9 protein-coding genes and 1 rRNA gene are annotated in these 12,000 nt (G+C 68.8%); 3 read left to right on the plus strand and 7 right to left on the minus strand.

Translation table 11 applies throughout. From position 1 onward, the window contains the following. Positions 1 to 950, minus strand: a 16S ribosomal RNA gene (locus QNJ30_13575); the annotation flags it as partial. Between the two features lie 621 nt (positions 951 to 1,571). Further along, positions 1,572 to 1,991 (minus strand): DUF1489 domain-containing protein, encoded by a 420-nt coding sequence (locus QNJ30_13580; protein MDJ0944493.1) that lies wholly within the window; start codon positions 1,989 to 1,991, stop codon positions 1,572 to 1,574. A 334-nt stretch (positions 1,992 to 2,325) separates the two neighbouring features. On the opposite strand from QNJ30_13580, the gene QNJ30_13585 reads away from it, so the two are divergent. The 3 genes from QNJ30_13585 to QNJ30_13595 all read left to right on the plus strand — a co-directional run bounded on the left by QNJ30_13585 (position 2,326) and on the right by QNJ30_13595 (position 4,340). Next, entirely contained in the window at positions 2,326 to 2,679 is a 354-nt protein-coding gene (locus QNJ30_13585) for a GtrA family protein (GenBank protein MDJ0944494.1), read from the plus strand. A gap of 87 nt (positions 2,680 to 2,766) precedes the next feature. Further along, entirely contained in the window at positions 2,767 to 3,423 is a 657-nt protein-coding gene (gene eda / locus QNJ30_13590) for a bifunctional 4-hydroxy-2-oxoglutarate aldolase/2-dehydro-3-deoxy-phosphogluconate aldolase (GenBank protein MDJ0944495.1), read from the plus strand. Continuing rightward, entirely contained in the window at positions 3,420 to 4,340 is a 921-nt protein-coding gene (locus QNJ30_13595) for a sugar kinase (protein MDJ0944496.1), read from the plus strand. The genes eda and QNJ30_13595 overlap by 4 nt, the downstream gene beginning before the upstream one ends. Before the next feature lie 133 nt (positions 4,341 to 4,473). On the opposite strand, the gene QNJ30_13600 is transcribed toward QNJ30_13595, so the two are convergent. From QNJ30_13600 to QNJ30_13620, 5 genes are all read right to left on the minus strand, one after another. Beyond that, positions 4,474 to 5,379, minus strand: a complete 906-nt coding sequence (locus QNJ30_13600; protein MDJ0944497.1) for a hydroxymethylglutaryl-CoA lyase — start codon at positions 5,377 to 5,379, stop codon at positions 4,474 to 4,476. A gap of 5 nt (positions 5,380 to 5,384) precedes the next feature. After that, on the minus strand, positions 5,385 to 7,385 hold the full coding sequence (locus tag QNJ30_13605; GenBank protein MDJ0944498.1) for an acetyl/propionyl/methylcrotonyl-CoA carboxylase subunit alpha: 2,001 nt from the start codon (positions 7,383 to 7,385) through the stop codon (positions 5,385 to 5,387). Positions 7,386 to 7,419: 34 nt separating this feature from the next. Continuing rightward, positions 7,420 to 9,375, minus strand: coding sequence for a tetratricopeptide repeat protein (locus tag QNJ30_13610; protein ID MDJ0944499.1), 1,956 nt, complete (start codon positions 9,373 to 9,375; stop codon positions 7,420 to 7,422). Positions 9,376 to 9,512: 137 nt separating this feature from the next. Beyond that, on the minus strand, positions 9,513 to 10,310 hold the full coding sequence (locus tag QNJ30_13615) for an enoyl-CoA hydratase/isomerase family protein (GenBank protein ID MDJ0944500.1): 798 nt from the start codon (positions 10,308 to 10,310) through the stop codon (positions 9,513 to 9,515). Positions 10,311 to 10,318: 8 nt separating this feature from the next. Further along, complete coding sequence (locus QNJ30_13620) at positions 10,319 to 11,926, minus strand: carboxyl transferase domain-containing protein (GenBank protein ID MDJ0944501.1); 1,608 nt, start codon at positions 11,924 to 11,926, stop codon at positions 10,319 to 10,321. Between the last annotated feature and the right edge of the window lie 74 nt (positions 11,927 to 12,000).

A 12,000-nucleotide genomic window follows, 5' to 3' on the forward strand; every position in this document is an offset into this window, starting at 1 on the left:
ATGTCAAGGGCTGGTAAGGTTCTGCGCGTTGCTTCGAATTAAACCACATGCTCCACCGCTTGTGCGGGCCCCCGTCAATTCCTTTGAGTTTTAACCTTGCGGCCGTACTCCCCAGGCGGTGTGCTTAAAGCGTTAGCGGCGCCACCGAGGAACTAGGTCCCCCAACGGCTAGCACACATCGTTTACGGCGTGGACTACCAGGGTATCTAATCCTGTTTGCTCCCCACGCTTTCGCGCCTCAGCGTCAGTACCGGACCAGATAGCCGCCTTCGCCACTGGTGTTCTTCCCAATATCTACGAATTTCACCTCTACACTGGGAATTCCGCTATCCTCTTCCGGACTCTAGTCTATCAGTTTCAAAGGCAGTTCCCAGGTTGAGCCCGGGGCTTTCACCTCTGACTTGATAGTCCGCCTACGCGCCCTTTACGCCCAGTAATTCCGAACAACGCTTGCCCCCTCCGTATTACCGCGGCTGCTGGCACGGAGTTAGCCGGGGCTTCTTCTGCGGGTACCGTCATCATCGTCCCCGCTGAAAGCGCTTTACAACCCTAAGGCCTTCTTCACGCACGCGGCATGGCTGGATCAGGCTTGCGCCCATTGTCCAATATTCCCCACTGCTGCCTCCCGTAGGAGTCTGGGCCGTGTCTCAGTCCCAGTGTGGCTGATCATCCTCTCAGACCAGCTACGGATCGTCGGCTTGGTAGGCCGTTACCCCACCAACAACCTAATCCGACGCGGGCCCATCCCAGGGCGATAAATCTTTCCCCCATGAGGCGTATACGGTATTAGCTACAGTTTCCCGTAGTTATTCCGTACCCCAGGGCAGGTTCCCACGCGTTACTCACCCGTGCGCCACTGATGTACCCCCGAAGGGGCCTCATCGTTCGACTTGCATGTGTTAGGCCTGCCGCCAGCGTTCGTTCTGAGCCAGGATCAAACTCTCAAGTTGACCTCCCCACGACCGGCCAAAGTCGACCGCGGGACAAAGGCACCTCGTCACAAGAGCTTTTCCTTACTAAAGAATGCTTGGCTGCATTCACGGATGCATCTCAGACAGAGGTCCTGATACCGGTCTTCCCGATATCCGAGACCGCCGTCCGCGCATCCCTTCCTTCTGATCCACAATGACAAAGAGCCGGCGCGAAGCACTTCCCTGAAGCTGTCGTCCATCAGAGACGTGAGCCGCGCAGCACGGCCGGAAATCTGACCGCACAAAAGAGCCCCACCAACCGAATCGATCGGCGGCGCAGGGCCGCAGAGTATATCGAGAGACCTCTGGCCGTTCAACACTTGGTTAACAGCCCTTGGCCAATCCGCCGTTCGGCGGTCCGCGCTGGCTTCCCGGAAGGGGCGCCGTGTCGCGGCGGATGGGTATATAGGCCGATGCCGGATGCCTGTCCAGCACTTTGTCGCGACTTTTTGCAACCGAAATGAAATTTTTTCCGGCGGCTGCCGACGGCCATCCGCGTGTAATGGTACTTGGGGATTTTCCTTGAAATTTCAAGCAGATTTGAGGCGCGGCAAAAGAGCCCCCTCGACGCGGCGGCCCGGCGGCCGACCGAAACCGGGATCAGATCAGGCCCAGCGCGCGCAGTTCCGCCAGCATCTCCGGCGGCATCTCCGCCAGGTCCTCGACGCCCTTCCCGAGGTCCCGCGGCGCCTGCTCCGCGGTCAGGTAGCGCCAGCCTTGAAAGGCGCGCTGGCTGCGCGGCTCGGTGCGGACCAGCTCCGGGTCCAGGACCAGGGCGGTCATGGCCCGGCCCTCACGGTCGGTCACGGCCTCGATGTCGAGGATCCCCTGGCGCGCCCGGATCAGGCCGCGGATGACCCAGTAAATGGAGCCGCCGTCCAGCAGTTCCTCCCGGCGGCGCGGCATCATGCGGGTGAAATGCAGCAGCCGGCCTAGCTGGCGCCGGCGCTGCGCCTGCCAGCGGGCGAGCGTCTCGAGGTCCTCCGAGCCCACGGCCAGCTTGATCAAATTGAGGGCCACGGCCCCGTCCCTCCAGAGTTTGCCTCTGCAGGTGGCGCCCCGGCACCTCCCGCACAAGTCCTTCCCGCCGCCAAGGCAAGCGGCTGGCGCCCGCGAGGTCAAGGCCGCCACGGCGGGCCGAGTCGATTCGTCGCCTCGCCGTCATCTCCCGGCAAAGGAACCGTGGCAGTCCGGCGCCCTGGAGTCGGGAATCTCCCCGAAACGCGAGGCTTTGGCTTGCACCGCGGGCCTGGGCTGACATTGTTGTGCGATGACGACGCACCTGCCCCCCGGCGCCAAGCCTACCAAAGCGCCAAGTCGCCTCTTCCTCGAGATCCAGAAGGCTTCCCGCTTCGTGACCGTCGGGATCTTCAACGCGGGCGTCGACATCCTGCTCTTTGCCGTCCTTTACTACCTCGCCGGATGGCACCTGATCCTGGCCCACGTCGTCGCCTTCACCACGGCCATCACCATCGGCTTCTTCCTGAACAAGCTCTGGACCTTCAACGACCGCAGCCGGGGCGGGGAAGCGGTGCTCAAGGGCTTCGCTTTCATGGCCTCGAGTGCGATCAGCCTGGCCATCGCCACCGCCGCGATCTGGCTGGCCGCCCAGGCCATGCCGGCGATCATCGCCAAGGTCGTTTCCGACCTCTGCGCCTTCGCCTGGACCTACGCCGCCGCCCGGCTGCTGATCTTCCGCCGCAGCTGATCCCGGCCGGCGATCTTTGCCTTGAAGGCCAAGGGGCGGGTCGCGTAAGCAGCTTGATCAGCGACGAAATCCGAGGACGCCTGCCCAATGGCCGAGCCGAACCCGCGATTCCAAGCCTTCCTCCAGGCGGTCGGGCGGGCCCCGATCATCCCGGTGCTGACCATCGAGCGGCCGGCACAGGCCGCGCCGCTGGCCCGGGCCTTGGCCGCTGGCGGCGTCGCGGCGATCGAGATCACCCTGCGCCGGCCCGGCGCGCCCGAGGCTATCGCGGCCGCCGCCGAGGCCGCGCCCGAGCTGCTGGTTGGCGCCGGCACGGTGCTCGATGGGGAGCAGCTCGACTCGGCGGCGGCAGCCGGCGCCCGCTTCGCGGTCAGCCCTGGGGCGACCCCGGCGCTGCTGGAGGCCGCACGCGGCTGGGAACATCCCTTCCTGCCCGGCGTCGCCAGCGCCTCCGAGGTCATGGCCGCCCTGGCCCAGGGCTTCCGGCGCCTGAAGTTCTTTCCGGCCGCGCCGCTCGGCGGACCGGCGGCGCTCAAGGCCCTGGCCGCGCCCTTCCCGGAGGTCGGCTTCTGCCCGACCGGCGGTATCAGCCGCGACTCGGCGGCGGACTATCTTCGGCTCGACTGCGTGTTCTGCCTCGGCGGCTCCTGGATCGCCCCGGAGCCACTGATCGAGGCCGAGGCCTGGGACGAGATCGCCGGCCTGGCCCGGGAGAGCCTTCAGGCCCTGAAGGCGGCCCCATGAGGCTGGCCGCCATCGGCGAATGCATGGTCGAGGCGACCCTCGACCAGGCCGGCCCCTTCGCCGGCCCGGCGAGGCTGGGCTTCGGCGGCGACACCCTGAACACCGCGGTCTACGCCCGGCGCTGCCTGCCCGAGGCGGCCCGAGTCGCCTACGTCACCGCCCTGGGTGACGACGTCTTTTCCGACTCGATGCTGGCGGCCTGGCGGGCCGAGGGGCTGGAGACCGACCTGGTCTATCGCCTCGCCGGCCGCCGGCCGGGCTTCTACGCCATCGCCACCGACGAGTCGGGCGAGCGCCGCTTCTACTATTGGCGCCGGGAGGCAGCCGCCCGGTCCCTGCTCGAGGACGGACGTGACCGCGACCTTGCGGGCCGGCTGGAGGGCGTCGAGATGATCTATCTCTCGGGAATCACCCTGGCCATTCTCGGCGAGGAGGGGCGAGATCGCCTGCTGGCGCTGCTGCAGGACCTGCGCGGCGCCGGGGCCAAAGTGGCCTTCGACGGCAACCACCGCCCGGCCCTCTGGCCCGAGCCGGCCGCCGCGCGGGCCGCCTACGAGGCGATCGGTCGGCTGACCGACATCGCCCTGCCGACCTTCGAGGACGAGGCCGCGCTCCACGGCGACGAGACCGTCGATGCCACCGCTGCGCGCTGGCTCGACTGGGGTGCCCGGGAGGTCGTGGTCAAGCGCGGCGCCGAAGGCTGCGCCGTCGTCACGCCGGAGGGCCGGGTCGCGGTGCCCGGCCGGCGGGTGGAGCGGGTCGTCGACACCACGGCGGCCGGCGACTCCTTCAACGGCGGCTATCTCGCCGCCCGGCTCCTGGACAAGACGCCGGCCCAGGCCGCGGCCCGCGGCTGCGCCCTGGCCGCCGAGGTCATCCAGCACCAGGGCGCGATCGTGCCGCGGCAGCAGTCCTGATCTGAGATCTGCGGCCCGCCGCAGCTTTCCGCCAATCGACCACCGCTCCTCGGTGTTTGGTCTGATCGGCGCCTTGCGAACCCTCCCTCCCCTCGATCGAGGAGGAGGCCATTGCCAGGCACCGTCTCAGCGCTCAGCCCGCCTTGCCGGCCAGCGCCTGGGCGACCTTGGAAGCCGGGGGGCGGCCGAGGTGGTCGGAGATGAAGCGGCCGGCGGCGGCCAGTCGGTCGAGGTCGACGCCGGTCTCGATGCCGAGGCCGTCGAGCATGTAGAGCACGTCCTCGGTGGCGACGTTGCCGGTGGCGCCCTTGGCGTAGGGGCAGCCGCCGAGGCCGGCGACCGAGGAATCGACCACCGCGACCCCGAGCTCCAGACAGGCCAGGATGTTGGCCAGGGCCTGGCCGTAGGTGTCGTGGAAGTGCACCGCCAGCCGCTCGACCGGCAGCGCCTCGGCGGTGGCCATGAGCATCGCCTGGGCCTTGGCCGGGGTGCCGACCCCGATGGTGTCGCCGAGCGAGACCTCGTAGCAGCCGAGCCCGTCCAGCTTGGCCGCAACCTCGACCACCCTTTCGGGGGCGATAGCGCCCTCGTAGGGGCAGCCGAGGACGCAGGAAACGTAGCCGCGCACCTTCATGCCGGCGGCCTTGGCCGCCTCGCAGACCGGGGCGAAGCGCGCCAGGCTCTCGGCGATCGAACAGTTGATGTTCTTCTGCGTGAAGCTCTCGGAGGCGGCGCCGAAGATCGCGATCTCCTCGACCCCGGCGGCTGCGGCGGCCTCGAAGCCCTTCATGTTGGGCACCAGGACCGGATAGCTCACCCCTGCCCGCCTGTCGATGCCGGCCAGGACCTCGGCCGAATCGGCCATCTGCGGCACCCACTTGGGCGAGACGAAGGCGCCGGCCTCGATCGCCCTCAAGCCGGTCCCGGCCAGGCGGTCGATCAACTCGATCTTGACCGCGGCCGGGATGGTCGCCGCCTCGTTCTGCAGGCCGTCGCGCGCGCCCACCTCGACGATCTTGACCTTGTCAGGCAGGCGCATCGGCATCAGCCCTCCGTCGCTTCGAAGGCGAGCAGCTCGGCGCCCTCCTCCACGAGGTCGCCGACGGCGTAGTGCAGCGCCTCGATCCGGCCGTCGGCCGGCGCGGCGATGGTGTGCTCCATCTTCATCGCCTCGAGAATCAGGATCGGCGCGCCGCGCTTCACCTCCGCGCCCGAGGCGACCAGGAGCTGGGTGATCTTGCCCGGCATGGGCGCGGTCAGGCGGCCGCCCAGGCTCTCCTCCTCGGCACCCGGGGCCCAGGGATCGTCCAAGGCCAGGGCGTAGGCCCGGCCGTCGAGGAAGACGGTGAAGGCGCTGGCCCGGCGCACCACGGTCGCGGTGACCTGGCGGTCACCGAGATCCGCGCGCAGCCGGCCCTCGGAGTCGAGGTTGGCGCGCGCGGCCATCGATCCGCCGGGCAGGTCCAGGACGAAGCCGCCGGCGCGGTAGTGCACCGTCACCGGGATGCGGACGTCGCCGTCGAGGAAGGTGACCTCGTTGTGGGTCTCGACGTTGAGCCGCCAGCCATCGCTGCGGAACCAGGGCGAATGGGGATCGGCGGAACGCCGCGCCGCCGTTTCCGCCGCGCTCCGCCGCCGCTCGAGCTCGGCCAGGCAGGCCAGGGCGACCACGGCGTCGGGCAGCGGCCCGGCCTCGGGCAGCAAGGAGTCGCGGTGGCGCGGGATGAAGCCGGTATCGAGCTCCTCGGCGGCGAAGGCCGGATGGCCCGCGAGGGCGGCGAGGAAGGCCAGGTTGGTGGTCAGCCCGACGACCTGGGTCCGGGCCAGGGCACCCCGGAGACGGCGCAGCGCGGCGGCGCGGTCCTCGTCCCAGGCGATGACCTTGGCGATCATGGGGTCGTAGTGGACCGAGACCTCGTCGCCCTCGGCGACCCCGGTGTCGACCCGGAGGTGCCCGTCGTCCGCCGGCAGGCGCAGATGGCTCAGGCGGCCGGTCGCCGGCAGGAAGTCGCGCTGCGGATCCTCGGCGTAGAGTCGGGCCTCAAAGGCGTGGCCCTTGCAGGAGATTTCGTCCTGGGCCAGTGGCAAGGGCTCGCCGGCGGCGACCCGGAGCTGCCATTCGACTAGGTCCTGGCCGGTGATGCATTCGGTCACCGGATGCTCGACCTGCAGGCGGGTGTTCATCTCCATGAAGTAGAAGGCCTCGCCCTCGACGATGAACTCCACCGTGCCGGCGCCGCGGTAGCCGATGGCCTGGGCGGCGGTGACCGCGGCCCCGGTCAGGGCCTCGCGAAAGGCCTCCGAGATCCCCGGTGCCGGCGCCTCCTCGATGACCTTCTGGTGGCGGCGCTGCAGGGAGCAGTCACGCTCGAAGAGGTGCACGCCCTCGCCCCGGGAGTCGGCGAAGACCTGGACCTCGATGTGCCGGGGCCTGGTCAGGTACTTCTCGATCAGCACCCGGTCGTCCCCGAAGGCGGCCGCGGCTTCGCGCTGGGCCGCCGCCAGGGCCGCCTCGAAGTCGTCGGCTTTCTCGACCACGCGCATGCCCTTGCCGCCACCGCCGGCGGAGGCCTTGATCAGGACTGGGAAGCCGATCTCCGCGGCCGCCTTCGCCAGGACCTGGGGATCCTGGTCGGCGCCATGATAGCCGGGCACCAACGGCACCCCGGCCTTTTCCATGATCGTCTTGGCCTCGCTCTTGGAGCCCATGGCCCGGATCGCCGACGCCGGCGGGCCGACGAAGGCCAGCCCCGCCGCCTCACAGGCCTCGGCGAAATCGGCGTTCTCGGAGAGGAAGCCGTAGCCCGGATGGATCGCCTCGGCGCCGCTCGCCACGGCCGCCTCGATGATCGCCTCGGCCCGGAGGTAGCTCTCGGCCGCCGGGGCCGGGCCGAGCCGCCGGCCCTCGTCGGCCAGGGCGACGTGCTGCGCGCCGCGGTCGGCCTCGGAATAGACCGCGACCGTACGCAGGCCCATCCGCCGCGCCGTCCGGATGATCCGGCAGGCGATCTCGCCCCGGTTGGCGATCAGCAGGCTCGCGAACATCACCGGGCCTCGCCGGAGGAACCGTCAGGGATCGTCATTGCGCGTGCTTCGAGGCCTTTATCCTGTTCAACAGGAGTCGGTTCAGCGCCTGGGTCACGGCGTCCAAGTAGGCCTTCTGAAAGGGGAAGTCGTCAATGAAGTGATAATGGTGGTTCATCAAGGCGTTGGCCTCGAAGACGAGGATCCGGCCGTCGCCGAGCTTGGCGAAGTCGACGCCGAAGTAGTCCAGCGGGATCGCCTCCGTCATCGACAGCAGGGCCCGGTGTGCGGCGTCGCCGAGGTAGGCCCGGGGATCGGCCAGGAAGGCCTGCTTCTCTTCGACCATCCAGCTGTTCTCGAGCATCAGGCGCCGGACCTCCTCGTGGCCCCGAACGTACCAGTCGTCGGAAATGAAGAGGTGCACAGGATAGAGTTCGCCATCGACAAAGAAAGCCCGCAGTTTCGTGAAGTCGCCCCGGGGGCTGGAGAAGTCGATGAATTCGCTGACATAGAGCGCGCCGCTCTCGTGCTTTGCGAGGTAGGCCGCGAGGGCGGCCTCGTCGGCGATGTGCTCGGGGCTCTCTCCGGCGTGAGGGCCCGCGCAGCGCAGCAGCACCGGAAAGCGGATGTCGCGGGCCGCCATCAGCGACGGCAGCGCCGCGGTCTTCCGCTCCTCTTCGCCGACCCGCAAGGTCCTGGGAGAGGCGATGCCGTCCCGGCCTCGAAGCAGCTGGTGGTTCCGGTCCCGCTGGGTCTCCGCGATCGCGGCCGGCGGGTTGAGGACCGGCACGCCGGCACGCGCCGCTATGGCCTGGGCGATCGCGAGGCAGTTCGGCATAGCGTCGGGGTCGGAGATGGCGTTGAAGACCACGTCGCAGTCCGGCAGCGCCTCCACCGCCCGTGCCGGGTCCAGGCCGTCGACGAAGACATCGCACTGCCAGAACCTGTCGACATCGAAGTGGCTGTCGGCGTTGTTCATGCCGATGAAGACATGGAAGGTGTCGCTGGGCGCGATCTGGAAGCTGCTGTCCTCGAGGCCCTTGAGCACGACCACGCGCCCGGCCTCCTGACCCCGCGCCGCACGCACGGCCGTTCGCTTGAGCTCGAGGCCGCGCTTGGAGTGCGCCCGGGCCTCGTCGATTCGGCCCAGCTTGCCCAAGGCGGCGGCCAAGCCCATGTGCCCGGCGGCAAAATCCGGATTCAGATCGACCGCGCGGCGATAGGCGGCGACCGCGGGCTCGCGGAAGTCCGCGAGGAGATTGACGTGGCCAAGGTTCGCATAGGCCTCCGCGAGGTCCGGCTGAAGCTGGAGCGCCCGCCGGAAACGGGCCATGGCGCCGTCGAACTCGCGCTGGCGCTTCAGGACGCCGCCCAGATTGACCTCCGCCTCGGCCAGCTTGGGATCGAGCTGCAGCGCCCGCTCGTACGACCTCCGCGCGGCTTCGAGCTCCCCCAGGTCGCGCAGCGCGTTGCCCAGGTTGAAGTGCGCCGGCGCAAAGCCGGGTCTCAGCTCGAGACAGCGGCGGTAGGCGGCGACGGCAGCCTGAAGGTCGTCGAGCCGGTGCAGGGTGTTCGCGAGGTTGAAATGGACATCGGCGAAGCCGGGGCTCAGCTCGGCGGCACGCCGATAGGCCGACAAGGCCCGCGTCAGTTCTCCCCGCTCGGACAGGAGGTTGCCGAGGTTGAAGTGGGCCTGCATGTGATCCGGGTCCGCAGAAAGCGCCTTTTGCAGGCTTTCCAGGGCGGCCTGGCCGCGGCCCTGGGCCTGCAAGGCGCTGCCCAGGTTGGTGTGGAAGCTGGGGTTCGCCGGGCTGCGGCGGAGGGCCTTCTTGATCAGCTTGACCGCTTTCTGTGGGTCGCCGCGCTGATGAGCCAGGACGCCCAGCATGTGCAGGGCATCGGCCTGGCCGGCCTCAATCTTGAGCACGCGGCGAAAGGTCGATTCGGCGGCCGCCAGCCGGCCGGCGCGAAACTCTCGAATGCCCTGCTGAAAAAGGCCGGGCAGGTCCATGGCCCCCTCCATCCGCCTGCGGCTGCGGCCGCCGGGTCGCACCCGAAGGGCCAAGCCGCAAGCGAGACTAGCAGCCTCGGCCAGCGGGTGAATCCCTCAGAAACGGTAGGTCTGGCTCGTACCGGGCTGGCAGGCACTCAGTCTTTGTCACGGACGAAGCTCGGGCGGCGCTTTTCCAGGAAGGCCGAGACCCCTTCCTTGGCTTCCGCCCCGGCGCGGATCTCGGCGATCCGCTTGGCAGTTTCCTCGACCAGGGCATCGTCGATCTGCCGCCCGGCCAGGTCGCGGACCAGGCGCTTGGCCGCGGCCTGGGCCTCCGGGCCGCCGGCCAGCAGCGCCTCGAGCACGCGGCGCCCGGCCGCCTCGAGATCCTCGGGCGCCACGACCTCCTGGACCAGGCCGAGGCGCAGCGCCGCCTCGGCGTCGAAGCGCTCGGCCGTGACGAAGTAGCGCCGCGCCGCCTGCGCGCCGATGGCCGCGATGACGTAGGGGCTGATCACCGCCGGGATCAGGCCGAGCTTGACCTCGGAGAGGCAGAAGCTGGACCGGGTCGCGGCGATAGCGATGTCGCAGCAGGCGACCAGGCCGACCCCGCCGCCGTAGGCCGCGCCCTGGACCAAGGCGATGCTCGGCTTGGCGAGATCGTTGAGAGTGCGCATCAGCCCGGCCAGGCCGCGCGCGTCGGCCCGATTCTCCTCTTCCGAGTAGCCGGCCATGCGCTTCATCCAGGTGAGGTCGGCGCCGGCCGAGAAGCTCTTGCCTTGGGCGCTCAGCAAGACGGCACGGACCTCGGGGGCCTGCTCCAGGCGCTTCAGGGCCGCGGTCAGTTCGGCGATGAGCTCGTCGTTGAAGGCGTTGTGGACTTCCGGCCTATTCAGAACCAACCGGGCGATGCCGGCTTCGTCGATTTCCTCAAGGAACATCGGCGCGGCCATTCCGCCCCTCACATCCGGAAGACGCCGAAGCGGGTCGGCTCGGCCGGCGCGTTGAGCGCCGCCGAGATGCCCAGGGCCAGGGTCATGCGGGTGTCCAGCGGGTCGATCAGGCCGTCGTCCCAGAGCCGAGCCGAGGCGTAGGTCGGGTGGCCCTGGTGCTCGTACTGCTCCAGGATCGGCGCCCGGAAGGCGGCCTCGTCGTCCTCCGGCCAGGTATCGCCGCGGGCCTCGATGGCGTCGCGGCGGATGGTCGCCAGCACGGTCGCCGCCTGCTCGCCGCCCATGACCGAGATCCGGCCGTTGGGCCACATCCAGAGGAAGCGCGGCGAATAGGCACGGCCGCACATGCCGTAGTTGCCGGCGCCGAAGCTGCCGCCCAGGATGACCGTGAACTTGGGCACTTTGGCGGTGGCGACCGCGGTCACCATCTTCGCGCCGTCCTTCGCGATGCCGCCGGCCTCGTACTTGCGGCCGACCATGAAGCCGGAAATATTCTGCAGGAATATCAGTGGAATGCCGCGCTGTGCGCAGAGCTCAATAAAATGCGCGCCCTTAAGCGCCGATTCGGAAAAGAGAATACCGTTGTTGGCAACAATTCCGACCGGGTAGCCCCAGATCCGGGCGAAGCCGCAGACCAGGGTCGTGCCGTAAAGCATCTTGAACTCGTCGAACTCGGAGCCGTCGACCAGACGGGCGACGACCTCGCGCACGTCGTAGGGCTTCCTGAGGTCGGCGGGCACGATGCCCAGAATCTCCTCGGGGTCGTAAGCGGGTTCGCGCGGCTCGGAAAGATCCAGCGCCATACCCTTGGATCGGTTGAGATTTCCGATGATGCGCCGGGCGATTGCCAGGGCGTGATGATCGTCGCTGGCCATGTGGTCGGTGACCCCCGAGGTGCGGGAATGCACCTCGGCGCCGCCCAGGTCCTCGGCCGAGACCGCCTCCCCCGTCGCCGCCTTGACCAGCGGCGGCCCGCCGAGGAAGACCGTGCCCTGGTTGCGCACGATGATCGACTCGTCCGACATCGCCGGCACGTAGGCGCCGCCGGCGGTGCAGGAGCCCATGACCACGGCGACCTGCGGGATGCCTTTGGCCGACATGTTGGCCTGGTTGAAGAAGATCCGCCCGAAGTGCTCGCGGTCGGGAAAGACCTCGTCCTGGTTGGGCAGGTTGGCGCCGCCGGAGTCGACTAGGTAGATGCAGGGCAGATGGTTCTGCTCGGCGACCTCCTGGGCGCGCAGGTGCTTCTTGACGGTGATCGGGTAGTAGGTGCCGCCCTTCACGGTGGCGTCGTTGGCGACGATCATGCACTCGCGGCCGCTGACCCGGCCGATGCCGGTGATGATGCCGGCCGCCGGCACCTCGCCCTTGTAGAGGCCGTAGGCGGCGAGCTGCGACAGCTCGAGGAAGGGCGCGCCGGGATCCAGCAGATTGCGGACTCGGTCCCGGGGCAACAGCTTGCCGCGCGACAGGTGGCGCGCCCGGGCCTTCTCGCCGCCGCCCTGCTTGACGCTCTCGACCTTGTCCCGCAGGTCCCGGACCAGCGCCAGCATGGCTTCCCGGTTTTGCTTGAAAGCGTCCGAGCGGGGGCTGATCGAGCTCTTGAGGACCGTCATATCGGGACTATCTGCGAAGCTTGGTGCAATTTTCCGGCGCACAGCTTTGGCCAGGCCGCCGCGGAGAGCAAGGG

The sequence above is a fragment of the Kiloniellales bacterium genome (assembly GCA_030066685.1).
Taxonomy (GTDB): Bacteria; Pseudomonadota; Alphaproteobacteria; order Kiloniellales; family JAKSBE01; genus JAKSBE01.

Excerpts from the sequence above, each read along its gene's own strand:
- eda (MDJ0944495.1), top strand. The coding sequence starts at position 2,767 with ATGGCCGAGCCGAACCCGCGATTCCAAGCCTTCCTCCAGGCGGTCGGG.
- QNJ30_13595 (MDJ0944496.1), top strand. The coding sequence starts at position 3,420 with ATGAGGCTGGCCGCCATCGGCGAATGCATGGTCGAGGCGACCCTCGAC.
- QNJ30_13600 (MDJ0944497.1), bottom strand. The coding sequence starts at position 5,379 with ATGCGCCTGCCTGACAAGGTCAAGATCGTCGAGGTGGGCGCGCGCGAC.
- QNJ30_13605 (MDJ0944498.1), bottom strand. The coding sequence starts at position 7,385 with ATGTTCGCGAGCCTGCTGATCGCCAACCGGGGCGAGATCGCCTGCCGG.
- QNJ30_13610 (MDJ0944499.1), bottom strand. The coding sequence starts at position 9,375 with ATGGACCTGCCCGGCCTTTTTCAGCAGGGCATTCGAGAGTTTCGCGCC.
- QNJ30_13615 (MDJ0944500.1), bottom strand. The coding sequence starts at position 10,310 with ATGGCCGCGCCGATGTTCCTTGAGGAAATCGACGAAGCCGGCATCGCC.
- QNJ30_13620 (MDJ0944501.1), bottom strand. The coding sequence starts at position 11,926 with ATGACGGTCCTCAAGAGCTCGATCAGCCCCCGCTCGGACGCTTTCAAG.